Source organism: Rhizobium sp. AAP43 (genome assembly GCF_001296045.1).
In the GTDB taxonomy this organism is placed as follows: domain Bacteria; phylum Pseudomonadota; class Alphaproteobacteria; order Rhizobiales; family Rhizobiaceae; genus Allorhizobium.
The window spans coordinates 143,686-168,086 of the sequence record NZ_LJHS01000019.1 but is presented as its reverse complement, the minus strand read 5'-3'; the positions used below and the strand labels follow the sequence as shown (position 1 = coordinate 168,086).

The 24,401-nt window shown below is 58.4% G+C and carries 23 protein-coding genes; 18 read left to right on the top strand and 5 right to left on the bottom strand.

What is annotated here, in order from left to right; translation table 11 throughout:
- Positions 1–144 precede the first annotated feature (144 nt).
- The 3 genes from alaS to IP76_RS13115 all read left to right on the top strand — a co-directional run bounded on the left by alaS (position 145) and on the right by IP76_RS13115 (position 4,802).
- A complete protein-coding gene (gene alaS, locus IP76_RS13125; RefSeq protein WP_054158669.1) occupies positions 145–2,799 on the top strand; it encodes an alanine--tRNA ligase in 2,655 nt (884 codons plus the stop codon).
- A gap of 128 nt (positions 2,800–2,927) precedes the next feature.
- On the top strand, positions 2,928–4,169 hold the full coding sequence (locus IP76_RS13120; protein ID WP_054158668.1) for a GGDEF domain-containing protein: 1,242 nt from the start codon (positions 2,928–2,930) through the stop codon (positions 4,167–4,169).
- A gap of 132 nt (positions 4,170–4,301) precedes the next feature.
- Complete coding sequence (locus IP76_RS13115) at positions 4,302–4,802, top strand: hypothetical protein (protein WP_054158667.1); 501 nt, start codon at positions 4,302–4,304, stop codon at positions 4,800–4,802.
- A gap of 54 nt (positions 4,803–4,856) precedes the next feature.
- Here IP76_RS13115 and IP76_RS13110 read toward each other — a convergent pair whose 3' ends face one another.
- Positions 4,857–6,071 (bottom strand): NADP-dependent isocitrate dehydrogenase, encoded by a 1,215-nt coding sequence (locus IP76_RS13110; RefSeq protein ID WP_054158666.1) that lies wholly within the window; start codon positions 6,069–6,071, stop codon positions 4,857–4,859.
- Between the two features lie 277 nt (positions 6,072–6,348).
- Between IP76_RS13110 and IP76_RS13105 the strand changes: the two genes are divergently transcribed.
- The 6 genes from IP76_RS13105 (at position 6,349) to IP76_RS13080 (ending at position 11,495) form a co-directional block, all read left to right on the top strand.
- Positions 6,349–6,873 carry a hypothetical protein gene (locus IP76_RS13105; RefSeq protein WP_054158665.1) on the top strand — a complete coding sequence of 175 codons (525 nt, stop codon included), beginning with the start codon at positions 6,349–6,351 and terminating at the stop codon, positions 6,871–6,873.
- Between the two features lie 32 nt (positions 6,874–6,905).
- On the top strand, positions 6,906–7,451 hold the full coding sequence (locus IP76_RS13100; protein WP_156318566.1) for a hypothetical protein: 546 nt from the start codon (positions 6,906–6,908) through the stop codon (positions 7,449–7,451).
- Between the two features lie 66 nt (positions 7,452–7,517).
- Complete coding sequence (locus tag IP76_RS13095; RefSeq protein ID WP_054158663.1) at positions 7,518–8,351, top strand: RNA methyltransferase; 834 nt, start codon at positions 7,518–7,520, stop codon at positions 8,349–8,351.
- The gene (gene murI / locus IP76_RS13090) at positions 8,329–9,171 is read left to right on the top strand and encodes a glutamate racemase (RefSeq protein ID WP_054158662.1); all 843 of its coding nucleotides are present in this window, start codon (positions 8,329–8,331) and stop codon (positions 9,169–9,171) included. Before IP76_RS13095 ends, murI begins: the two co-directional genes overlap by 23 nt.
- Before the next feature lie 288 nt (positions 9,172–9,459).
- Positions 9,460–9,786, top strand: coding sequence for a DUF1127 domain-containing protein (locus tag IP76_RS13085; protein WP_245281456.1), 327 nt, complete (start codon positions 9,460–9,462; stop codon positions 9,784–9,786).
- A gap of 188 nt (positions 9,787–9,974) precedes the next feature.
- The gene (locus IP76_RS13080; RefSeq protein WP_054158661.1) at positions 9,975–11,495 is read left to right on the top strand and encodes an ATP-binding protein; all 1,521 of its coding nucleotides are present in this window, start codon (positions 9,975–9,977) and stop codon (positions 11,493–11,495) included.
- A gap of 23 nt (positions 11,496–11,518) precedes the next feature.
- Here IP76_RS13080 and pepT read toward each other — a convergent pair whose 3' ends face one another.
- The 3 genes from pepT to IP76_RS13065 all read right to left on the bottom strand — a co-directional run bounded on the left by pepT (position 11,519) and on the right by IP76_RS13065 (position 14,766).
- Positions 11,519–12,754, bottom strand: a complete 1,236-nt coding sequence (gene pepT / locus IP76_RS13075) for a peptidase T (protein ID WP_054158660.1) — start codon at positions 12,752–12,754, stop codon at positions 11,519–11,521.
- Positions 12,751–13,602 carry a D-alanyl-D-alanine carboxypeptidase family protein gene (locus IP76_RS13070; protein WP_054158659.1) on the bottom strand — a complete coding sequence of 284 codons (852 nt, stop codon included), beginning with the start codon at positions 13,600–13,602 and terminating at the stop codon, positions 12,751–12,753. Before IP76_RS13070 ends, pepT begins: the two co-directional genes overlap by 4 nt.
- Positions 13,603–13,767: 165 nt before the next feature.
- On the bottom strand, positions 13,768–14,766 hold the full coding sequence (locus IP76_RS13065; protein WP_054158658.1) for a TerC family protein: 999 nt from the start codon (positions 14,764–14,766) through the stop codon (positions 13,768–13,770).
- A 338-nt stretch (positions 14,767–15,104) separates the two neighbouring features.
- Here IP76_RS13065 and rpsD point away from each other — a divergent pair, with 338 nt between their 5' ends.
- From rpsD to IP76_RS13040, 5 genes are all read left to right on the top strand, one after another.
- Positions 15,105–15,722 carry a 30S ribosomal protein S4 gene (rpsD, locus tag IP76_RS13060; RefSeq protein WP_054158657.1) on the top strand — a complete coding sequence of 206 codons (618 nt, stop codon included), beginning with the start codon at positions 15,105–15,107 and terminating at the stop codon, positions 15,720–15,722.
- 106 nt (positions 15,723–15,828) lie between these two features.
- Complete coding sequence (locus IP76_RS13055) at positions 15,829–16,761, top strand: glutaminase (RefSeq protein ID WP_054158656.1); 933 nt, start codon at positions 15,829–15,831, stop codon at positions 16,759–16,761.
- A gap of 92 nt (positions 16,762–16,853) precedes the next feature.
- Positions 16,854–17,750, top strand: coding sequence for a tRNA 2-thiocytidine(32) synthetase TtcA (gene ttcA, locus IP76_RS13050; protein ID WP_054158655.1), 897 nt, complete (start codon positions 16,854–16,856; stop codon positions 17,748–17,750).
- Positions 17,751–17,923: 173 nt separating this feature from the next.
- Complete coding sequence (locus tag IP76_RS13045) at positions 17,924–19,129, top strand: hypothetical protein (protein WP_054158654.1); 1,206 nt, start codon at positions 17,924–17,926, stop codon at positions 19,127–19,129.
- Positions 19,126–19,707 (top strand): protein-S-isoprenylcysteine O-methyltransferase, encoded by a 582-nt coding sequence (locus IP76_RS13040; protein ID WP_054158653.1) that lies wholly within the window; start codon positions 19,126–19,128, stop codon positions 19,705–19,707. Before IP76_RS13045 ends, IP76_RS13040 begins: the two co-directional genes overlap by 4 nt.
- Positions 19,708–19,755: 48 nt before the next feature.
- Here the strand turns inward: IP76_RS13040 and IP76_RS13035 are convergent, their stop codons facing one another.
- The gene (locus IP76_RS13035; RefSeq protein WP_054158652.1) at positions 19,756–20,376 is read right to left on the bottom strand and encodes a thioesterase domain-containing protein; all 621 of its coding nucleotides are present in this window, start codon (positions 20,374–20,376) and stop codon (positions 19,756–19,758) included.
- 166 nt (positions 20,377–20,542) lie between these two features.
- Here IP76_RS13035 and IP76_RS13030 point away from each other — a divergent pair, with 166 nt between their 5' ends.
- The 4 genes from IP76_RS13030 (at position 20,543) to IP76_RS13015 (ending at position 24,401) form a co-directional block, all read left to right on the top strand.
- Positions 20,543–21,373, top strand: coding sequence for an inositol monophosphatase family protein (locus tag IP76_RS13030; protein WP_054158651.1), 831 nt, complete (start codon positions 20,543–20,545; stop codon positions 21,371–21,373).
- Positions 21,374–21,494: 121 nt separating this feature from the next.
- On the top strand, positions 21,495–21,812 hold the full coding sequence (locus IP76_RS13025) for a septum formation initiator family protein (protein ID WP_054158650.1): 318 nt from the start codon (positions 21,495–21,497) through the stop codon (positions 21,810–21,812).
- Between the two features lie 147 nt (positions 21,813–21,959).
- The gene (gene pdhA, locus IP76_RS13020) at positions 21,960–23,006 is read left to right on the top strand and encodes a pyruvate dehydrogenase (acetyl-transferring) E1 component subunit alpha (protein ID WP_054158649.1); all 1,047 of its coding nucleotides are present in this window, start codon (positions 21,960–21,962) and stop codon (positions 23,004–23,006) included.
- 15 nt (positions 23,007–23,021) lie between these two features.
- Positions 23,022–24,401, top strand: coding sequence for a pyruvate dehydrogenase complex E1 component subunit beta (locus tag IP76_RS13015; RefSeq protein ID WP_054158648.1), 1,380 nt, complete (start codon positions 23,022–23,024; stop codon positions 24,399–24,401).

The window sequence follows — 24,401 nt, the reverse complement described above, 5'->3', positions numbered from 1 at the left end:
TCTCTGATTTGATCTTAAACCGGCCGCGTTTCGAGGGAGACGCGGCCGGTTTTCCATTGCGCCGCTGGACAGCGATCCTGACGGGCGATAAAAGCCATTGATTTTGCGAAATGGCCGAAAACTGGCCTGAATGAAGGGCGTGACATGAGCGGTGTAAACGACATCCGGTCGACTTTTCTCGATTACTTCAAGACGAACGGTCATGAGGTCGTTTCATCGAGCCCGCTGGTCCCGCGCAATGACCCGACGCTGATGTTCACCAATGCCGGCATGGTTCAGTTCAAGAACGTGTTCACCGGCCTTGAACAGCGCCCCTATTCGACGGCGGTTACCGCGCAGAAATGTGTGCGTGCGGGTGGCAAACACAATGACCTGGACAATGTCGGCTATACGGCGCGCCACCACACCTTCTTTGAGATGCTGGGCAACTTCTCCTTCGGCGATTACTTCAAGGAACGCGCGATTGAGCTCGCCTGGAATCTGATCACCAAGGAATTCGGCATCGACAAGAACCGTCTCCTGGTCACGGTCTATCACACCGATGACGAGGCGCATGGCCTGTGGAAGAAGATTGCCGGTCTGACGGATGATCGGATCATTCGCATCCCGACCAGCGACAACTTCTGGGCCATGGGCGATACCGGGCCTTGCGGTCCATGCTCTGAGATTTTCTATGACCACGGCGATCATATCTGGGGCGGCCCTCCTGGATCGGCGGATGAGGACGGCGATCGGTTCATCGAGATCTGGAATCTCGTCTTCATGCAGTATGAGCAGGTCACCAAGGAAGAACGCGTCAATCTGCCGCGCCCTTCGATCGATACTGGCATGGGCCTTGAACGTGTCGCTGCTCTTCTCCAGGGCAAGCATGACAATTATGAAATCGATCTTTTCCGTGCTCTCATTGATGCCTCGGTCGAGCTCACAGGTGTCAAGGCCGAGGGCGAACGCCGTGCCAGCCATCGGGTGATTGCGGATCACCTGCGCTCGTCGGCCTTCCTGATTGCCGATGGCGTGTTGCCGTCTAACGAAGGCCGTGGATACGTTCTGCGCCGCATCATGCGTCGCGCCATGCGTCACGCACAGTTGCTGGGTGCGCATGATCCGATCATTTACAAGCTCTTGCCCGTGCTCGTTCAGCAGATGGGGCGCGCCTATCCTGAGCTCGTCCGTGCTGAGCCGTTGATTTCAGAGACTCTCAAGCTTGAAGAATCGCGCTTCCGCAAGACACTGGAGCGCGGTCTGACCTTGCTGTCTGATGCGACCGCTGATCTCAATGATGGTGACAAGCTCGATGGCGAAACCGCTTTCAAGCTTTATGATACCTACGGCTTCCCGCTGGACCTGACCCAGGATGCTTTGCGTGGCCGTGGCATTCACGTCGATCTGACCGGGTTTAACGACGCAATGCAGCGACAGAAGGCCGAGGCGCGAGCCAGCTGGTCGGGTTCGGGCGACAAGGCAACGGAGACCGTTTGGTTCGAGCTCAAGGAGAAGTTCGGAGCGACCGAGTTCCTCGGCTATTCGTCCGAAACTGCCGAAGGTCAGGTCTTGGCAATCGTTCAGGACGGCAAGGTCATCGAGCGTGCTGACGCAGGTGCCGAGGTTCAGATTGTCGTCAATCAGACGCCTTTCTACGGCGAATCCGGTGGTCAGACAGGCGATGCTGGCGTGATCGTCGGTGAAGGCTTCTCGCTTCACGTTACGGACACCCAGAAGAAGGGCGAGGGCGTATTCGTCCATGTCGCGACCGTTTCCAACGGGATTGTCACGGCAGGTGTGCCGGTCACGCTGACCGTTGACCACGCGCGCCGCTCGCGTCTGCGGTCCAACCATTCGGCTACGCATCTGCTGCATGAGGCGCTGCGCGAAGTGCTTGGAACGCATGTGGCCCAGAAGGGGTCGCTGGTCGCGCCGGAGCGCTTGCGCTTCGACATCTCCCATCCGAAGCCGGTTACGGCCGAAGAGTTGAAGATCGTCGAAGAAATGGCGAACGAGATCATCTTGCAGAACGCGCCAGTCACCACCCGCCTGATGGCCGTGGACGACGCGATTGCAGAAGGCGCGATGGCGCTGTTCGGCGAAAAATATGGTGACGAAGTCCGCGTGGTATCGATGGGCACCGCTGTGCGCGGCGAAAAGGCCGGAAAACCCTATTCGATCGAACTCTGCGGGGGCACACATGTCAACGCCACCGGTGATATCGGTCTGGTCCGTCTTGTGGCCGAGAGCGCGGTGGGCGCCGGGGTTCGCCGTATCGAGGCACTGACAGGCGAGGCCGCACGGACCTATCTCTCTGAGCAGGATGAACGGATCAAGGCGCTTGCCTCGTCATTGAAGGTTCAGGCCGGCGATGTCGTGTCGCGCGTCGAGGCGCTTGTTGACGAGCGTCGCAAGCTCGAGAAGGAACTCGCGGATGCCAAGCGTAAGCTTGCCATGGGCGGCGGCACGGCCGGTGTGGATGCACCGCGTGTGATCAATGGCATCAACTTCATCGGCCGCAGTCTGTCCGGCGTCGATGCCAAAGATCTCAAGGGCCTCGCTGATGATGCCAAGTCAGGCTTGGAGAGTGCTGTGGTCGTCCTGATTGCCGTTGGGGATGATGGAAAGGCCAGTTCCGTCGTCTCGGTTACACCGGATCTGACTGGGCGCTTCAGTGCCGTTGATCTCGTGCGAATTGCGTCCACTACGCTGGGCGGCAAAGGTGGCGGTGGTCGTCCGGATATGGCTCAGGCTGGTGGTCCGGATGGCGCGCGCGCGGATGAGGCGATCGAAGCCGTTGCGGCTGCGCTGAACTGACGCATTTTTGCGACAGATGGAGGCTGGTCTAGCGGGCCAGCCTTTTTTGGCGAAGGCAAGGATGCCAATGCTTCCCCTTAATTTGAAGGGGCGAGTTCGACGTTTCGCATCACAGGCAAGGGCTTTCGTTGGACCGGCTGTTTCATATCCCTAGTCTTATGCTCTGCCTTTCGGCGGCATTTGTGATCGTGTCTATCTTCCTCACTCTGCTTTGGATGTCCGATCGGTCGAACAAAGCACTTGTGTGCTGGACCGCAGGCTTCTGGGTAGCATGCATCGGTCTGTTTTTGCTGGCTTTGCGTGATGTCATTCCGGATCTTCTAAGCTTGGGGATGGGCAATTCGCTGTCGATTTGGGCATTGGGTCTTGTATGGCTCGGCTGTCTTGCATTCGACCAGCGCAGGGTGGCAGGTGCGGTGCCAATCGCCTTCTTCGGCGGAGGTGTGTGGCTGGCGCTGTTCGCGTTCTGGCCCGAGTTTTCAAACAACCTGTCGGCGCGGGTGTTGTTCGCTTCGGTCCTTTACGCAGCTTACTCTTTGATGGTCGCTCTCGTTGTCCATCAAGGTCATTCCACAGAGCCATTACCCGCGAGACGCTTCGCGATTTTTGCTTTCGGCTTGCATGGGTTGTTCTATCTTGTTCGTCTGGTTTTGATTGCTATCGATCAGCCGACCATCCAGGATGGTCATGCGACCATCTGGTACGGCGCTTTGCTGTTCGAGTACTTCATTCAAGCGCTGTTTGCCGCCCTGGCAATCTTCTCCATGGTCCATGAACGGATGTCGCTGAACTACAAGCGCGCGTCCGAAGTTGACTTCCTCACCGGTCTTCAAAATCGCAGAGCATTTCTGAATGCGGTTTGCCGCGATCGGCAAAAGAGTGGCGGGTCGGCTGCCGGGGCCGTGATGGCGTTGATTGATGCCGATCATTTTAAACAGATCAACGACAACCACGGCCACGGAGCTGGTGACGCGGCGCTGCGTATGCTTGCCGAAGAGCTGCTGTCGAAATTGCCTGTCGGCGCGCAGTGCGGCCGTCTAGGGGGCGAGGAATTTGGGATCTACCTGACCGCGTCGATCGCGAATGGCAGGGTTCAGATCCTGGAGACATTTTTGGAATGTGTTCGCCGCAAATCCTTTGGTTTTGAGGGGCGTCACTTCCATCTGACCGTCAGTATTGGGGCGGCCATACTTCCCGAGGGCGACCTTGATTTCAATCTTGCTCTGGCAGCCGCCGACAGGGCGCTCTACGTTTCCAAGAAAGCCGGCCGGGATCGGTTGACTGCCGTCGAGTATGAAGCACCCGCAATTCAAAAAGGCGGTCATCGCGTTGAGCCAGTATCGACAGCGCTCGAGGCGTTAACGCCGTAGTCATCGTCTCGGGTCGGGCGTGAACGATCTCCCGCGATGAGGTCGTCGGGCGGACGTGCCGAAGGCGAAAGCACTGTTGAGCTCAGGACGGTCAACAATTGTGGAGAGGGCTACATCGCGATATGAGATTTCATGCCCACTGAACCGTTGTCATTAAACGTCCAGATTGCCTATCCGCGCCGTGCGCCGGGCCTGATGTTTGCCGTTACCGCGGCGATCATGATTGCGATCGCCGCAGGGGGGCTGCTTAGCCAGTTGCTGGCCGGGAACTGGGCCTCCCTCTCTTTTCTTCTGTATCTGTTGTTTTTCGTTGGTAGCTATGTGGCTCTCCATAGGGGGCTGAAGCGTCTGATGGCGGCCATGAAGCCCGTTATCGAATTGAATGACGAAGAAATCATTCATTTTCCGACAGATACCCGGATCGGTTGGGTCAATATCGTTGATGTGGCGCAGCGGCGTGCCGGTGGGCGTTGGATCGTTGCCATCCGCTATGTCAACGAAGACGATCCGGAGCGGCTCGAAAGTTTCGATCTTCCCATCGGTGGTTTGAACATCTCCGGTCAGAGACTGGGGCGCAGCATTCGTCAGCGCTTTGAGGCGATTGATGCCGCTGAAGATGGCGACGAAACGTAAAAACCCGGCCACTTTCGTGACCGGGTTTTGTCATGCGATCTTGGATCGATTCAATCAGGCCGCCATGGCCTTCTTGAGGTTTTCGTCCACCTTGTCCAGGAAGGCGGTGGTCGACAGCCACGGCTGATCGGGACCGATGAGCAGCGCCAGGTCTTTGGTCATGTAACCGGCTTCAACGGTGTCGATGCAGACCTTTTCGAGCGTCGTTGCGAAGTTGGCGAGCTCGGCATTGTCGTCCAGTTTGGCGCGGTGGGCGAGGCCACGGGTCCAGGCGAAGATCGAGGCGATCGAGTTGGTCGAGGTTTCCTGACCCTTCTGATGCTGGCGGTAGTGACGCGTTACCGTGCCGTGGGCCGCTTCAGCTTCAACCGTGCGGCCATCGGGCGACAGGAGCACAGAGGTCATCAGGCCAAGCGAGCCGAAGCCCTGTGCCACGGTGTCTGACTGAACGTCGCCGTCATAGTTCTTGCAGGCCCAGACGTAACCACCCGACCACTTCAGAGCGGAAGCGACCATGTCGTCGATCAGGCGGTGTTCGTAAACGATGCCGACTTCGTCGAACTTCGCCTTGAATTCTGTCTGATAGACTTCTTCGAAGATATCCTTGAAGCGACCATCATAGGCCTTGAGGATGGTGTTCTTGGTCGACAGATAGACCGGCCACTTGCGCATCAGGCCGTACATCATCGAGGCGCGTGCGAATTCGCGGATCGATTCGTCGAGGTTGTACATCGCCATGGCAACGCCGGCGCCAGGCGCGTTGTAGACTTCCTTTTCGATGACTTCGCCATCTTCGCCGACGAACTTGATCGTCAGCTTGCCCTTGCCGGGGAACTTGAAGTCGGTTGCCTTGTACTGATCACCGAAGGCATGACGGCCAACGACGATCGGCTTGGTCCAGCCGGGAACGAGGCGGGGCACGTTCTTGCAGATGATCGGCTCGCGGAAGATCACGCCGCCGAGGATGTTGCGGATTGTGCCGTTCGGGCTCTTCCACATTTCCTTCAGGTTGAATTCCTTCACGCGCTGCTCATCCGGTGTGATCGTCGCGCACTTGATGCCGACGCCATGCTTCTTGATGGCGTGGGCAGCATCGACCGTTACCTGGTCATTGGTCGCATCGCGGTTTTCCACCGAGAGGTCGTAATATTCGATATCGAGATCGAGATAGGGCAGGATCAGCTTTTCCTTGATGAACTGCCAAATGATGCGGGTCATCTCGTCGCCGTCGAGATCGACGACCGGGTTGGCTACCTTGATCTTGCTCATGAATATCCTCACGGGGTTGGAGCCTGTGGCCCGAGCGCGGGGAGGGCGCCCTGCCGATGGCTGCCTATAACATTCTCTCACAGCAAGGCAAACAGGAGAGGGCGAATTCAGCGAAATTCGGGGATAGAACTTTCGCCGTCCGGTCATGGCGTGTCGTGCCAATCTTGGTCCGAGATTGCGGCGTAATATTGCGCTAGGACTGGCAGCAGATCCGGCGACTGTCTGTCTGTGTGTGACCGGATATCGATGCCCAACACCGTCTGCCCGGAGAGGTCCCATGAAGCGCGTCCTGCCTGCCGTCCTTTCGTCCTATTTGCTGGTTGCTCCTTTTGCCTACGCCGTTGATGACACGGATCCTGTGCGAGAGGTGGTGGAGGCGACTGCGCGCAATTGGGATGAGGGCGGCGAGTACGAGGAAGTCTTCAGCAAGGATCGGCTAGACCGCGTGTTCAGCAAGAGCTTCGCTGAGGCATTTTACAAGGCATCGAAAAATCCGCCTTATGATATAGCAGACGGCGAAACCACCGGTTTTCCTTTTTCCTATGATCCGATTGCCCAGGGGCAGGACGGTTGCCCATTCGAGGATATCCGTATCGAGAATGATGGAGACGGGCAGGTAACCGCACTTTTCAAGAACCGCGGCTGTTTCGGCAAGGAAGCCGAATACCAGCAGGATACGGTCCTGATCTTTCACGTTGAGACAGAAGATGGGCGGCCTGTCATCGACGATATTTATCCAGTCGTGGATCACGTGTCGGGCACGTCGATCAAGGAGGAACTGCTCGCGGTTGGCGGTCAATGAGATTGATCCGAGTGTTGACCGGATCTCTGATCATGCTGCTTTCGCTCCCGGCAGCTACCGTCATGGCTTCCGAGCCGAGCGATCCCGTCAAGGTGCTCATGCGCGTTGCCGGTTGGAAAGAGGCGGGCGGACCTGATGCGCAGGCGTCCGGCTATTTCGACGATACGCTCCTTTCGACGATCTACAGCCAGAGCTTCGTGGAGGTGTACCGGCTTGCGCAGAAGACGGATGAGCTCCAGGATGGTGCCGGCTATATGACCGGTTATGATGTCATCATTGGTGGTCAGGATTCCTGTGAGCTTGAAAAGGTTCGAATTGAAGCAGGGACCAAATCCGGCGACATCACGCCCGTCTCCGTCTATTTCGACGCGGTATCCTGCTTCGGTCTGACACCGGATTTGTCAAAGCCTGGGGTGATCTTCCATGTCATCGAAGAGGGTGGTCGCGCGGTGATCGATAATTTCTGGAACCGCGACTATAACGGCGGGGATGTGTCGACCTCCGTCAAGAACGAATATGCCGATTTTACGCGAGACTATCTCACCTTCCGTGTTACCGGTGCCTGGCCCAAGGAATAAGTCAGGCTCTTTATGGTTCGGTGATTTTGTGCCAAGGGGAGCCCGGTAATCTCAAAAGGGCATGTCATGGCGGGAACGAATAGCGAGCGCAAAATGCTGGCCGAGGGGCCGGCGATCATTTTGGTGGAGCCGCAGCTCGGCGAAAACATCGGAATGGTGGCTCGGGCCATGGCAAATTTCGGACTGGCTGAGTTGCGGCTGGTTAATCCCCGCGACGGCTGGCCTTCCGATAAGGCCCGGTCTGCAGCTGCGAAGGCAGACCACGTCATCGACGGTACCGTGGTGTTCGACACGCTGGAAGAGGCTGTTGCCGATCTGAACTTCGTCTATGCGACCACGGCACGCTTTCGCGACGGCTTCAAACCCGTGCGCTCACCGGTGACCGCTGCAGAGACGCTTCGCAAGCGGTTCCGTTCGGGCGAGAAGACCGGTATCCTGTTCGGACGGGAAAAATCGGGCCTATCGAACGAGGATGTGGCGCTTGCCGACGAAATCGTCACCTTCCCGGTCAATCCGGCCTTCGCCTCACTCAATATCGCCCAGGCTGTGCTTCTGATGTCCTATGAATGGATGAAGTCCGAGATCGAGGACCCGCATGCCGTGCCGTTTGACGCGCCGCAGCAGCCGCAGGCCACGAAAGAGGAGGTGATCGGCATGTTCGAACACCTGGAGCAGGCACTCGACATCAGGGGGTATTTTCATCCTGCCAACAAAAAGCCGAGGATGATCGACAATCTGCGCGCCGTGTTCACCCGGCGGGCCTTCACGACGCCTGAAATCCATGTGGTTCGCGGTGTGATTACGTCGCTCGACCGCTTTTCGCGGCCTGGGCAGATCAACACATCGATAAAGGCTGTGGTGGCGGAAGATGGATCGAATGACGAAGGCGCCGGCAAGTAATAGCGATACGGTCGGCTCGAAGCCGATCCTCGTCTTCGATTCTGGTATCGGTGGGCTGACCGTTCTGCGTGAGGCGCGCCTTCTGATGCCCGAGCGCGGCTTCATCTATGTCGCGGATGATGCGGGATTTCCGTATGGCGGTTGGGAGGAAGCGCCGCTCAAGGCGAGGATCGTCAATCTTTTTGACAGGCTGCTCGATCGGTACGATCCCGAAGCGGTGATTGTGGCCTGCAACACCGCGTTCACACTGGCTGGTGCCGAGCTTCGGCTGGCCTTTCCAACGATGCGGTTCATCGGAACCGTGCCGGCGATCAAGCCCGCTGCGGAGCGGACGCGATCTGGGCTCGTATCGGTGTTGGCGACGCCTGGAACCGTCAAACGTGCCTACACGCGTGACCTTATCCAGTCCTTCGCCTCTCAATGCCATGTCCGGCTTGTCGGATCTGAAAACCTCGCCCGGATCGCAGAAGCTTATATTCGTGGCGATGCCGTTGACGACGCCGACGTGCTTGCCGAGATCGCGCCCTGCTTCGTTGAGCAGGATGGCGCGCGCACCGATATCGTGGTGCTTGCCTGTACGCATTATCCTTTTCTCGCCAATGTCTTTCGCAGGTTGGCGCCTTGGCCGGTGGATTGGCTCGATCCGGCCGAGGCCATCGCACGCCAGGCGCGCCGCCTCGTGCCCCAAGTCGAGGGCGCTGAGCATCCCGACGGTTTTGATTTTGCCATCTTTACTTCGGGAAGCCAGGACTTCGCCACCCGTCGCCTGATGCAGGGCATGGGCCTGTCTGTCGCTCCGCCGGTCGGCGGTCTGGTTTGAGCCGCGCCGACTGCGACATTATGTTGCAGTCTTGCCACGCTACCGGGCATTTTCACGCAATTCTCGATTGCAGTCTTGTCGGGCGAAGAATCCCGTGGCATGTTTTCGCCATCCGCAACTCTCAACTTACAGGAGGCGACATATGACTCATTTTCATTCGTTCATGCGCCTTTCTGGCGGATCGGTATCGGCCCCGGTATATATGCCGGTGCTATGCACCCGATGAGCCTCTAGGCTCTTTTCCCAGCCGTTTAGGCGTCTTTCTCAAATTTTTGATCCGATAGGTCGATGCGCGCGTGTCATCGCGTTCTTCCGGCCGACATCTATCATTTTTTCAACCGAAAGGACCTGGTCGCTGTCGCGAACCGGGATGGTCAAGTCATGTCTCAAGAACAATCTCTGATTGAAATTCCCTTGAACGAAAGGATCGACGAGCTGCTTCAGCGGTTCGGTGGGCGGCGCATGGTCTTTGCGCTGCTGGAGGGCCTCTTGCGCCGCCGCACGATGAACAATTCAGTCTCCGGGCTGCCCCCGCGCATGCTGCGGGATATCGGTTTGCCCCTGGACGAGGAGTTGAGTCCACGGCGGCTCTCTCTCTGGGATCTCAGAGTGTGAGCCGCATGAATGGATCGTGCATCCCTGGTGATGCGCGATCCATGCCGTCGTCGGGATCGGCGGTCGGAAATTCCTTGTTGATGCCGTGTCTTTCGCTGCGTAGCAGGGTGAATTTTTTGCTAAAGCAGGGAATGTCTGGCAAGCCGTGTCGGTCGGTCTGAGTCTGTGAGCATGCAAGGGTGGCGTCAGTGAAAGTCGGAATCGATATGGGAACGGTGCAGGGCGGCCAGCCTGCAAAGCTCGATATCGAGGAGCTGCTGGCAACGCGTCTTCTGGTTCAGGGCAATTCCGGCTCCGGCAAGTCGCATCTTCTGCGCCGCTTGCTCGAGCAGTCGGCCCAATGGGTCCAGCAAGTCATCATCGATCCCGAGGGCGACTTCGTCACGCTGTCCGACAAATACGGCCATGTGGTCGTGGACGGCGAGCGGACTGAAGCCGAGCTCGCGGGTATTGCGGACCGCATCCGACGCCATCGTGTCTCCTGTGTGTTGACGCTGGAAGGTCTCGATATCGAGCAGCAGATGCGTGCTGCGGCCGCATTCCTCAATGGTCTCTTCGATGCGGATCGAGAATTCTGGTTCCCTGTGCTTGTCGTTGTCGACGAGGCGCAGATGTTTGCGCCTTCGGTGGGCGGAGATGTTTCCGAGGATGCGCGCAAGATGTCGCTGGGTGCCATGACCAATCTGATGTGCCGTGGTCGAAAGCGTGGTCTGGCGGGTGTGATCGCGACACAGCGCCTCGCAAAGCTTGCGAAGAACGTCGCGGCGGAAGCGTCAAACTTTCTGATGGGCCGAACCTTCCTCGATATCGACATGGCGCGTGCGGCCGACTTGCTCGGTATGGATCGCCGTCAAGCGGAAATGTTCCGCGATCTGCAGCGCGGCAACTTCGTCGCTCTCGGGCCGGCGATGTCGCGTCGTCCGCTGCCGATCGTGATCGGCGCGGTCGAGACCTCGGCGCGCTCTTCGTCGCCGATGCTGATGCCCTTGCCAGATGCGCCACAGGACGTCGAGGACCTGATCTTCACGCCTGACCCGGAGGAGTTCACGCGGCCGGTCGTTCGGCGTACAGCACCTGCACCCCGACCGACGACGGATATTCTCGCGGAATTGTCCCGGTCGACACCGCTGTCCGGGATGTCCTCGGCGGCTGAAAGCGCGCCGAGGACGCCGGAGATGTCGGCGGAAGAACGAGAGGATCGGCTTTCGGCGGTTCTGGCGGAAATTCTGAGCGATCCGCAGGCAGCCTATCGCACGGACAGTGTTCTCTATCAGGAGTTTCTGGTGCGGGCGCGTATGCGCCGCGTTAACGGTCCGCCGATGCCGATGGGCGAATTCCGCCGTCGCGTCGCGATTGCCAGGGCTGGTGTCGACGAGGAGACGGCTGCCAGCGAAGGCTGGGCGCAGGCGCTCGAGCTTTCTGTTCGCGTTTCCGACGATCTGCAGGGCGTTTTCCTTCTTCTGGCAAAGGCGGCCCTGCGCCAGGAGGAATGCCCATCCGATCCGCGGATCGCCAAGGCCTATGGCACGCATTCAGCGCGCCGGGCACGGCGTCTTCTCGGCTATTTCGAAGAGCAGGGGCTGGTGGTGGTGCATACCGATTTTGCCGGTAAGCGCATCGTTGCCTTCCCGGATCTCGAAGCCGAGACCCGGCCGGGTGATCCCAATCTGATGGATGGCGATGCGCCAGCGCAGACGGCGGCCGAATAGGCCGCCGCTGTTCGCGCACTCAATCAGGCTGCGCGTTCTTCCCAGACCCGGACCAGTTCGACGATCGTTTCGACCGACTTTTCCATATCCTGAACGCTGACCCATTCGAGCGGCGAGTGATAGGCGTGGCCGCCCGTATAGATATTGGGGCAGGGCAAGCCCATGAAGGAAAGCCGTGAGCCGTCGGTGCCGCCCCGGATGCTGTGCTGAACGGGTTCGAGGCCGACGCGGCGTACGGCCTCGGCAAGGTTGTCCATGATTTCAGGATGCTGATCGAGCACCTGCTTCATGTTGCGATACTGATGCTTGACCTGGAACGTATGGGTCGAGCCCGGATAGGTCGCCAAGACGTCCGTGGTGATCGCCCGCAGCAATGCTTCCTTTTCCCTCAGGCCTTCTTCGGTAAAATCCCGCAGGATCAATTGGATATGCGCCGATTCCATGCTGCCGGAGATGCCAACGGGATGAATGAAGCCGATGCGGCCATCCGTCGTTTCCGGTGCCATGTCACGCGGCAGACGGGCGACGATGTCGCTGGCGATCTTGATCGCGTTTTCCATCTTGTCCTTGGCGTAGCCGGGATGCATGGCGAGGCCGGTGATGTCGATCGTCACGCCGTCGGCCGAAAACGTCTCGTTTTCGATCTCGCCGACGGTGCTGCCGTCCATCGTATAGGCGAAGCGTGCGCCGAGTTTTTCCAGATTCACCTTGTCAGCGCCTCGGCCGATCTCTTCATCGGTTGTGAAGAGGATCTTGATCGTGCCGTGCCGGATGTCCGGATTGGCGATCAGGATGGCAGCGGCAGTCATGATTTCGGCGATGCCGGCCTTGTCGTCCGCGCCGAGCAAGGTTGTGCCGTCAGTGGTGACAATGTCGTTGCCAATCTGGTTCAGAAGTTCGGGATGGCTTGCGACCCGGATTACCTGGCTCGTATCACCGATAAGCCTGATGTCTCCACCCTGATAATTCCGGACCAACTGCGGTTTCACGCCGGTCCCGGTGAAGTCCGGGGCGGTGTCCATATGCGAGCAGAAGCAGATGACCGGAACGTCCTTGTCGGAGTTCGAGGGAATGGTGGCATAGACGTTGCCGTGCTCGTCCATGTGGGCGTCGGTCAGGCCGAGTCCAAGCAATTCCTCGACCAGAACACGGGCGAGGTCTTTCTGCTTCTCTGTCGAGGGCTGGCTGTCCGAGGTCGGATCGGACTGGGTGTCAATCACCACGTAGCGAAGAAGTCGGTCGAGAACAGTGTCCGTCATGGCTTTGCCTTTACATTGGTAATGTCCTGGATCATGCGCGGTCCAAGATATCGTTCGAATATGCCAACGATTTCTTCCGTCCGCGCCTCACCGCTTCTGGCGCCCATCACGACGCCGACCAGACGGCGGCCGCCTCTGGTGGCTGAGGTGACGATGTTGTAGCCGGATGCTTTTGTATAGCCGGTCTTGATGCCGTCTGCGCCGGGGTATTGTGTCAGAAAGGCGTTGTGGCCGCGCAATTTCATGCTGCGAAATGTCATGTTCCGCAGAGTGAACAGCTTGTATTCCTCGGGAAAGTCTCGGATCAGCGCCAGGCCTAGGCGTGCCATATCGGTGGCGGTCGTCACCTGCGCGGGATCGGGCAGGCCGGACGGATTGGTGAATACAGTGTTCGCCATGCCCAGATCGCGGGCCTTGGCGGTCATAAGCTGGCCGAAGGCTGCTTCCGAACCGGCAAGTGTCTCAGCGATAACAGTGGCCGCATCGTTGGTGGACAGTACCACCATGCCCGTTACGGCTTCGCGAACGGTGATCGTGTTTCCGGCGCCGATCGCAAACTTGTAGGGCTCTTTGTCATTCGCATTCTTCGAAACGACCAGTCTCTGGTCCCAGTTGAGCCTGCCGGAATGCAGCGCTTCGAAGGTCAGATAGAGCGTCATCATCTTGGTCAGTGATGCTGGATAGACGCGCTGGTCCGCATTCGAGGCTTCAAGCACTTGGCCGGTCGCGGCATCGACCAGGATGGTCGCGTGGGGCGGTGCCGCAGCCTCGGCCATTGTTAGGCAAGGCGATAGGGCGACGACGAATGAGAGGGCGAAGGCAATCAGGCGAACTGTGGGGGAGATCATCAGGTGCAATAAGCTCATAGGGGAGGGAGCTATGGGATAGCCCAATTACCTCGGACTGTCAGCCTTATCGGGTCCTTACGATCGATTTTCTGGAAGAAAACGGCTCAACAAAAAGAGAGGGGCGGTGTTTGGCCGCCCCTCTTTCCATTGTCTGTTCGGTAGATATCAGGCCTTGGGTGGCGTCTCTTGTGGCTCTGCCACGTCGTTGCGCGTCGCCCAGAGCGAGCCCAGAATACCGGCTGCAAGAATGCCCAGGGTGACCGTCAACGAGACGACCGGCGGGATCTTTGCAAGGCCCAACATGTCAGCCAGGAAGATCTTCGAACCGATGAAGATCAGGACGACGGCTAGAGCGTACTTCAGATAGGCGAAGCGGTGGATCAGGGCAGACAGCGCGAAATAGAGTGCGCGCAGGCCAAGGATTGCGAAGATGTTCGAGGTGTAAACGATGTAGGGGTCGGTGGTGATTGCGAAGATCGCCGGGATCGAATCGACGGCAAAGATCACATCCGCCAGTTCAACCATGACCAGGGCCAGGAAAAGCGGGGTGACGAAACGCTTCAGCTTGCCGGTTTTTGGGTCGATCTCGCGCACCACGAACTTCTCGTCGCGCAGACCATCGGTAACGGGCAGCCTGCGACGCAAGACGTTGAGAACCGGATTGGTTGAGACGTCATATTCCTGGTCTGCCGTCATCAGCATCTTGATGCCGGTGATGATCAGGAAGGCCGCGAAGATGTAGAGAACCCAGCTGTAATTTTCGACGATGGCAGCGCCCGCGCCGATCATCACGCCGCGAAGCACGATCACACCAAGGATACCCCAGAGGAGCACCCGATGCTGGTAGGCACGGGGGACGGAGAAATAACTGAAGATCATCGCAATGACGAAGATGTTGTCCATTGCGAGGCTTTTTTCGACAACAAAACCGGTCAGATATTCAAGGCCTGCCTGCTCGCCGCTCTGGAACCAGATCCAGCCACCGAAGGCAAGGCCGAGCGTGATGTAGAAGGCAGAGAGGATGAAGCTTTCCTTGATGCCGATTTCACGGCTGTCCTTGTGAAGGACGCCAAGATCAAGTGCGAGAAGAAAGAGAACGACGACGATAAAGGTGAGCCACATCCAGGCAGGCTTGCCCAGAATGTCAATCCAAAGAAAATCCATTGCGGACATCCTTTGCCGGATTATGTTGATACTCGCAGCTCCGACATCACGGGAATCCGGCACTCGCGTCAGAGGGGCCCGGTGCTACGTTATCGCCATAATTGGATTGGAATGGGCGAAGTTCAAGTCCGGTTGTTGACATTTTTTCATCTGCCCCCTAATGACGCCGCAACGCCGGGCCGAAATGCCCGGTGTTTGTTTTGACATGTCCCGTGGTTTTCTCCGTTAGCTTACGTGAGAAGCCTGTCAGAGCCTCGGAAACGGAGGCTAAGAGGAGGGCGTGTTTCCTTAAGGTGGATTGGTAACAAGCCGCTGTAACCCTTTGAGAAGGAAATACGATGAGCAAGCGCGCATCATCCAAGTACAAAATCGACCGCCGTATGGGCGAAAACATCTGGGGCCGTCCGAAGTCCCCGGTGAACCGCCGCGAATACGGTCCTGGCCAGCACGGTCAGCGCCGCAAGGGCAAGCTTTCTGACTTCGGCGTGCAGCTGCGCGCTAAGCAGAAGCTGAAGGGCTACTACGGCGACATCCGCGAGAAGCAGTTCCGCGCAACGTACGAAGAAGCCAACCGCCGCAAGGGCGACACTGGCGAAAACTTGATCGGCCTGCTCGAGTCGCGTCTGGACGCCATCGTGTACCGCGCCAAGTTCGTACCGACGGTGTTTGCTGCCCGTCAGTTCGTCAACCACGGCCACGTCACGGTCAACGGCGTTCGCGTCAACATCGGTTCTTACCGCTGCAAGGCTGGCGACGTTATCGAAGTTCGTCAGAAGTCGAAGCAGCTGGTCACGGTTCTGGAATCGGTTTCGCTCGCAGAGCGCGACGTTCCGGATTACATCGAAGTCGACCACAACAAGATGGTTGCAACCTTCGTTCGCGTGCCGATGCTGTCGGACGTTCCTTATGCGGTCATCATGGAACCGCAGCTGGTCGTCGAATTCTACTCGCGTTGATTTCAGCGCGACGGATTTGTGGAAAGCCGCCCCTCGGGGCGGCTTTTTCTGTTTGCACTGCAAGATCAAGCCGCGATGATGGCGCGATATCCGTTTGGGCAGGGGAATGACAATGGATCTGCAAGCGATCGCCGACGATATCGTCAAGACGCTCGAGCCGAGGCTTGGTGAGGGTAAGGTCGCCGATTACATCCCCGAGCTTGCACGCGTCGATCCGAAGCAGTTCGGCATTGCCATCACGACCGTCGAGGGGCAAACTTTTAGGGCTGGCGATGCCGATGTTCCCTTCTCCATACAGAGTATCTCCAAGGTCTTCATGCTGACACTGGCGCTTGGCAAAGCGGGTGAGGCGATCTGGAAAAGGGTTGGTCGAGAGCCCTCTGGTTCCTCTTTCAATTCCATCGTTCAGCTCGAACACGAGCACGGCATTCCGCGCAATCCCTTCATCAATGCCGGCGCCATCGTCGTCAGTGATATGGTGTTGGCCGGCCATGCACCGCGTGAGGCGATTGGTGAATATCTGCGCTTCATGCGTTACCTGGCCGATGACGAGACGTTGACGATTGACGAAAAGGTTGCGCAGTCCGAGCAGCGAACGGGTTACAGAAATTTCGCCCTTGCCAATTTCATGCATGGATTCGGCAATCTTGATCATCCGGTGGAGCATGTCCTCGGCGTCTATTTTCACCAGTGTGCGCTGGCGCTTAGCTGCGTGCAGCTCTCCCATGCGGGCCTGTTTCTCGCCAATCGCGGCACCAATCCGCTGACCGGGTTTTCGGTGGTGTCGCCTAAGCGTGCGCGGCGTATCAATGCCTTGATGCTGATGTGCGGTCACTATGATGGTTCCGGTGATTTTGCCTATCAGGTCGGTCTTCCGGGCAAATCCGGTGTCGGCGGCGGGATCCTGGCCGTGGCGCCTGGCAAGGCATCGATCGCTGTTTGGTCGCCAGGGTTGAATAAGGTCGGCAATTCTGCGCTTGGCTCGGCTGCGCTGGAAATGCTGGCCTCCAGGACGGGCTGGTCCGTGTTCGGGGCCTGATCAAGCATTCCGGTCCGGCCGTCATCAGGACTTGATCTTGGCGGCGGGAGCGGGCATTGCATTTTCGAAATGCCGCAAAGGCTGGAGTCATCATGAACATTGTCAATGCGACCGGGGCGATCGACATGCAAGGGTCTGAGCCCGTCGAGGCCGATGACGAGCTCGATCTGTCGGGTGTTCATGCGGTTTTTACACACGCCCCTCAGTCCGTGTCTTTCAATAAGTTGCGCAAGCGCCTGATCCGGCAGGTGCGCCAGGCGATGACAGATTTTGACATGTTGAAGGGCCAGAAGCGTTGGCTCGTCGGACTTTCTGGCGGCAAGGATAGCTATGGACTGCTCGCCATTCTGCTCGACTTGCAATGGCGGGGACTTCTGCCTGTGGAATTGGTGGCGTGCAATCTCGACCAGGGGCAGCCGAATTTCCCCAAGCATGTCCTGCCCGATTATCTCGCATCGATCGGTGTCAAGCATCGCATCGAATATCGCGACACCTACTCGATCGTGAAGGAAAAGGTGCCGAGCGGCGGCACCTACTGCTCGCTCTGTTCGCGACTGCGCAGGGGCAATCTCTACCGAATCGCTCGGGAGGAGGGCTGCCAAGCGCTGGTGCTTGGCCATCACCGAGAGGACATCCTCGAAACCTTCTTCATGAATTTCTTCCACGGCGGACGCCTCTCGGCAATGCCGGCCAAGCTGTTGAACGACGAGAAGGATCTCTTCGTGCTAAGGCCACTTGCCTATGCTGCAGAGGACGATCTGGCGCGTTTTGCGCAGGCAATGGAATTCCCAATCATTCCTTGCGACCTTTGCGGCTCGCAGGATGGGCTGCAGCGCAATGCGATGAAGGATATGCTGGCCGGTATCGAAGCCAAGATGCCCGGGCGCAAGGATGCCATGCTGCGGGCTCTTGCCCATGTCGACCCCTCGCATCTGCTGGATCCGAAGCTCTTCGATTTTGCTGGGTTGATGGCGCAGCCGAAAGAGTGATGTCGCGCCGTCTTGCCGATACAATCCGGCTTGGATACGAGGAAATTCTCTCATAAATCTGTTGAATTTCCGCGAGATGCTGGACGCGGCTTGAGCCATCTTGCAGATTGGCGAAGAGAGGGTGGCCGATGTGCCTATGCATATCGGAAATTGTGAGGGGTTGGGGAGACTGTATGTCTGAGTTGAGCCGGCCGGTGGTGGCCCGACGTGCCGTATTTCTCGTCGGCGGCTATGAGCGCAACGATGCCGAGGGTTTCTTTCGCAGGATCGGCAGAGAACTGGAGCGGTTCTGCGTCTGCTGGTCAGTCGACGCGCGCATGGATGTGCCAGTTCATGCGGACGATCATTCCTCCGCGACCGCAACGGTTCATTACACGGGGCCGGACGGCGGTTGCGATGCCGACATCACGTTCCTGAGCTTCGACGATATTGTGAGGCGCGATGGAGCACGGGCATTTCCGGTGCGTCTGTGGGCCTATCTGCTCGCCTTCTTCGACTATGTCGTTAGCGGCACGATGTTTCGGTTCTTTCAGACCAATTGGCGCTTTGCCCTCTATTTCCTCTATCCGTTTGTTGCCCTTCTCGGTTTCCTGTGGCTAGGGCATGTCGCGTTTCGGATTGTATCATTGCTCGGCCTGCCAGGTGGCGCCATTTTGCCTGCGGCCGCGGGTGCCGCCGTTGCCTATGCCGCGGGCCGTTACCTTGGAAAGCGCTATTTCGTTTTCCACCTGATGGACCTTTGGTCGTTCAGTCGCGAGCATCTGCATTGCCGGCGGACGGACATGGATGGGCGGGTCCAATCCTGGGTGGCGATGATTGACGGCCGACTGTCAGAGGGCCGCCACGACGAAGTGCTGCTGATCGGACACTCGACTGGCGGCGCGCTGATCCTCGATGTTGCAGCACTGTTGGCCGATAGGCTTGAGAAGAAGGGCGAGTCCGTCAATTTTACCCTGCTGACGGTCGGGTCGACATCGCTGAAGGTCGCCCTTCACCCTGCGGCAGCGCGCGCCCGGGAGAGGCTCGCGGCACTGGCGAAATGTTCCGAAATTCGCTGGGCCGAGTTTCAGGCGCTGACCGACATCATCAACTTCTATAAATGCGACCCCTATCGCCTGGCTGGTCTTACGCATCAACGCCGTGACGTCTTTCCGCAGCAGTTTCAGGTGCGTTTTCGCGAAATGCTCAAGCCCGACGTCTACAAGCGGATCAAGCGCAACTTCTTCCGCGTGCACTACCAGTTCATTTCGGCAAACAGCCGGCGATACTTCTACGACTTCTTCATGATCTGCTGCGGTACGCGGCGGCTAGAGGAGGCAAGACCGGGATTCCTGCCGCTTGCGGGCGTCGATCCGGAAAAAGTAAAGGGTACTTCATGATCAGGCTTTCCTTCGTTCTCTGGGCGATCATGCTCGTGGCGTGGTGCGCCATGCGCTATCCGGCCATGCGCCGGGCGCGCCGGCAGAAGACCAGGCTCGACAAGCGGACACCACTCGACATTTCCCTGCTCACACTTTGCGCTCTCGGGCTGGCCTTCATGCCGATTGCCTGGCGTGCTGGTTTGCTGGGTGGCCTTGCCGATCGTTCGCACTCGCCCATTCTCGTCGTCGCCGGTGTCCTGACGGGTGCCGTCTTCCTCTGGCTGTTTCGCCGCAGCCACAAGGATCTGGGGACGAATTGGTCGGTGACTCTCGAGGTCCGCGAAGGGCATCGGCTGGTAACGCAGGGTGTGTATGCCCATGTCCGCCATCCGATGTATGCGTCGTTTATGCTCTGGGGCATCGCGCAAGCGCTGCTGATCCCCAACTGGATCGCAGGATTCGCCGGGCTCGTGGCGGTCCTTGCCCTCTACTGCGTGCGCCAGTCTCGTGAAGAAGCAATGATGCGCGAGACGTTCGGCGCTGAGTATGACGCCTATTGCGTGCGTACCAAGAGGCTCGTTCCGGGAGTGTTCTAGATCAGGCAGTGTGGCGCGTCGCTTCGGCTGTAACTGACCTGATTTCGTCTACGCGCGGCGGCGAAGGACCTTCTTGATTTCCTGGATCGACCGGGCGTGCAATTCGGGGTTCTTGTCAACGTTGAAGTGGCCGATGCCCTTCACTGCCGTTTCGCCCTGGCGCAGGTTGATGTTGCTGAGTTCGCCCTTGAAGCCGGGCGCCGGTAGCACAGGTGACCAGATGCTCTCGTCGCCGGTAAAGAAATTCAGTGTCTTCTTCACATTGCCGGGCACCGGCCCCCTGCCGGTCGGGTCAAAGCTGATGATCAGCTCGACGGGTATCTTCATCGGTTTCAGTGCGCTCGCAATCGCAAAGGTCATGTCGGCGCCAAGCGAGTGCCCGATGAGCACGATGGGTCGTGCCTCCTTGGAGCTCTTGTAACGATCCGCAATACGTTTCGCGAAGCTCGCAGAGTTTGGCAGGGATAAGACTTCGGCCTTGATGCCTTCCGCGGCGAGTTGTTTTCCGAGCGTGTCGAGGCCCATCGAAAAAACATTGGCGAAGCCCCGGAAGAGGTAGATCTGGCCCGTTGCCAGTTTCGCCTTTTTCTTCGTCGCCGCTTCGGCCGGCAGGACAGATGACGCAAGGAGGAGGGTGGCGGTCGATATCAGGGAACGCCTGGAAATCATGGCAGGGGCCGGCTCCGAATTGTGTTGTTTTCACGATCATGCATGTTTCCCGAGCCGAGACAACCGATCGTCCAGGCTTTCGCACTGTACTTTGACGCCTTCCAGCGGCTAGAAGGTCGGATGTTGAAGCCTTGGTCTTGGCTGACTGTTTTATCGGAGAGATTTCATGACGAGCAACATCGACATCGCAGCCCTCGCCAACATCCTGCAGGAGGCTGCTGTGGTGGAGATCCTCCCACGGTTCCGCAATCTGGGGGATGGCGATGTGCGGATGAAATCTGAGGCGATCGATCTCGTCACGGAGGCCGATGAGGCTGCCGAACGCCTGATCCGGACGGCCGTCGAGGCGTTGATGCCCGATGCGCTTTTCGTCGGTGAGGAATCGGTCGCAGCGGATCCGGGCCTTCTGGAGAAGCTGACGGATGCGGATCTCGCCGTCGTGGTCGATCCGATCGATGGCACTTTCAATTTTGCGTCGGGATTGCCTTTGTTCGGGGTCATGCTGTCGGTGATCAGCAAGGGCGAAACGGTTGCCGGCATCATCTATGATCCGATCGGCAATGACTGGGCCCTCTGCGAGAAGGGCAGTGGTGCTTGGCTCTGCAGGCCGGACGGAAGTCAGGAGCAGATGTTCATGCGCCCGAGCCGGCCGCTTTCACAGATGATCGGCATCGCCAATACCGGTTTCTTCGACATTGATGCTCGTCGTCGCATTCTCTCCAACCTCGCGGAGGTGCGCCTGTTCACCAGCTATCGGTGCGCGGCGCACGAATATCGGCTGCTCGCGCAGGGCCATATGGATTTCGCCATGTACAACAAGCTCATGCCCTGGGACCATCTCGCCGGCAGCCTGATGATGCACGAGGCTGGCGCCCATGTTGCACGGTTCGATGGTTCCGCCTATCTGCCGCGGCATGTGTCGGGTGGGCTTCTGGTTGCCGCCGACATTGATGCCTGGCAGGACTTGCGCCAAAGGGTGTTCACTGTCGATGACTGATTGGCGGGTGCTGGCTGGTCTTTGCGGAGGTTTCTCACTCCTTGCCTGACAGGGTCAACGAAGGGTTAAGGGTTGCCCGATAGACTGAAGGCCAGTAACGCGTTTCAGGGCTTTCGTCGGCATGTGGACCAGACACTACAAGAAGAAAAAATACGGTCGCTTCGTCTTGCCCGCCGTTGCCATCGCTTTCCTCTCCTATTTTGGCTATCATTCCATTCATGGGGACTATGGTCTCCGGGCTGGGCAGCAATACGAAAAACTGCGCATTGAGCGCAGCGCCGAACTCGCCAAGCTCGTGGAGCAGCGCGCGACGCTGGAGAAGGATGTCAGTCTGCTGAGTGATGGTTCGCTTGACGAAGACATCATTGATGAGAAGGCGCGCTATCAGCTCAATATGTCGAGGCCGGACGAAATCGTCATATTCAATACGTATTTTTGATTAACCGGAATTCGGTTAATCCGATATATTTGTTTTTTTTCAATGGTTTGCGTGGAATGCGAGCCATGCATTTATGGCATTGCGGCGGCCGTCATTCTTCCCTATTCTGTGGCTCACTTTGGACCATAATAACCATGGGAGGGATGTATGGCGCCGCGCAAATCCGCGACCGCTTCCAGCCGGAAGTCACCCGCTAAAACCGCCAGCAAGGAATTCACCGGTAAAAATACGCCGGACTTCACCGCTGATGAAGAGCTTCACGCCTATCGTGAAATGCTCCTCATTCGCCGATTCGAGGAAAAGGCCGGCCAGCTTTATGGCATGGGCTTCATCGGTGGTTTCTGTCACCTTTACATCGGCCAGGAAGCTGTCGTTGTTGGCATGCAGATGGCGCAGAAGGAAGGTGACCAGGTCATTACCGCCTATCGCGACCATGGGCACATGCTGGCGCTTGGATTGAGCGCCCGTGGCGTCATGGCGGAATTGACGGGTCGCCGCAGCGGTCTGTCGAAGGGCAAGGGCGGCTCCATGCACATGTTCTCGAAAGAGAAACATTTCTATGGCGGTCATGGCATCGTTGGTGCTCAGGTCTCGCTCGGCACCGGTCTGGCGTTTGCCAACCGTTACCGCGGCAATGACTCGGTGTCTGTTGCCTATTTTGGCGACGGCGCAGCGAACCAGGGCCAGGTTTACGAAAGCTTCAATATGGCGGCGCTCTGGAAGCTGCCGATCATCTATATCGTCGAGAACAACCGCTACGCCATGGGTACGTCGACCGCGCGCGCAACCGCGCAGGCTGACTATTCCAAGCGCGGTATCGGTTTTGGCATTCCCGGCATCCAGGTGGACGGCATGGATGTGCGCGCCGTGAAGGCAGCTGCCGACGAGGCGCTCGAGCATTGCCGTTCGGGCAAGGGCCCGATCATTCTTGAAATGCTGACCTATCGCTATCGCGGCCATTCCATGTCCGACCCGGCGAAGTATCGTTCCAAGGAAGAAGTGCAGAAGATGCGGTCGGAGCAGGATCCGATCGAACAGGTCAAGGCTCGTCTCCTGGAAAATGGCTGGGCTTCGGAAGACCAGCTGAAGGCCATCGACAAGGATGTGCGCGACATCGTTGCTGATAGTGCCGATTTCGCCCAGGCCGATCCGGAGCCGGACGTTTCCGAGCTCTACACCGACATTCTTTTGTAATCGGGGAGGGAACCCATGCCTATCGAAATTCTGATGCCCGCCCTCTCTCCGACGATGGAAGAAGGCACGCTCTCCAAGTGGATCAAGCAGGAAGGCGACACCGTCAAGTCCGGCGATGTGATCGCTGAGATCGAGACCGACAAGGCGACCATGGAAGTGGAAGCCGTCGATGAAGGTGTGCTCGGCAAGCTGCTGATTGCGGCCGGAACGGAGAACGTGAAGGTCAATACGGCCATCGCCATCCTGCTTCAGGACGGCGAGAGTGCCGATGCTGCTCCGGCCCCGAAGGCCGCTGCCGCCTCGGTAGAAGCATCATCCGCACCGGTCGCTGCCGCGCCGGCTGCATCTGCTGCTGTCCCGGCCCAGCCGAAGGTTGAGATTGCTGCCGATCCGGATGTGCCGGCCGGTACGGAAATGGTGACGATGACGGTGCGTGAAGCGCTACGCGAAGCCATGGCCGAAGAGATGCGCGCGGATGACGACGTCTTCGTCATGGGTGAAGAAGTCGCCGAATATCAGGGCGCCTACAAGATCACGCAGGGCTTGCTGCAGGAATTCGGGGCGCGCCGGGTCATCGACACACCGATCACCGAGCACGGTTTTGCCGGTGTTGGCGTTGGTGCTGCCATGGCTGGCCTGAAGCCGATCGTCGAGTTCATGACCTTCAACTTCGCCATGCAGGCGATTGACCAGATCATCAACTCGGCCGCCAAGACGCTCTATATGTCCGGCGGCCAGATGGGTGCGCCGATCGTGTTCCGCGGTCCAAACGGTGCGGCTGCCCGCGTCGGCGCGCAGCACAGCCAGGACTACGCTGCCTGGTACAGCCAGATCCCGGGTCTCAAGGTCGTCATGCCCTATACGGCAGCCGACGCCAAGGGTCTGCTCAAGGCTGCCATCCGCGATCCGAACCCGGTCATTTTCCTGGAAAACGAGATCCTTTACGGTCATTCCTTCGAAGTGCCGAAGATGGACAACTTCGTTCTGCCGATCGGCAAGGCGCGGATCCACAAAACCGGCAAGGATGTGACGATCGTGTCCTTCGGCATCGGCATGACCTATGCGGTTAAGGCAGTCGAAGAACTGTCCAAGGACGGGATCGATGTCGAGTTGATCGACCTGCGCACCATCCGTCCGATGGACTTGCCGACTGTGCTTGCCTCGGTAAAGAAGACCGGCCGTCTGGTGACCGTTGAAGAAGGCTATCCGCAGTCTTCCGTCGGTGATTTCATCGCCAACGTAGTTCAGCGCGAAGCCTTCGACTATCTTGACGCTCCGGTCATTACGATCGCCGGCAAGGATGTGCCGATGCCTTACGCGGCAAACCTCGAAAAGCTCGCTCTGCCGAATGTCGGCGAAGTGGTCCAGGCCGTCAAAGCCGTCTGCTACAAATAA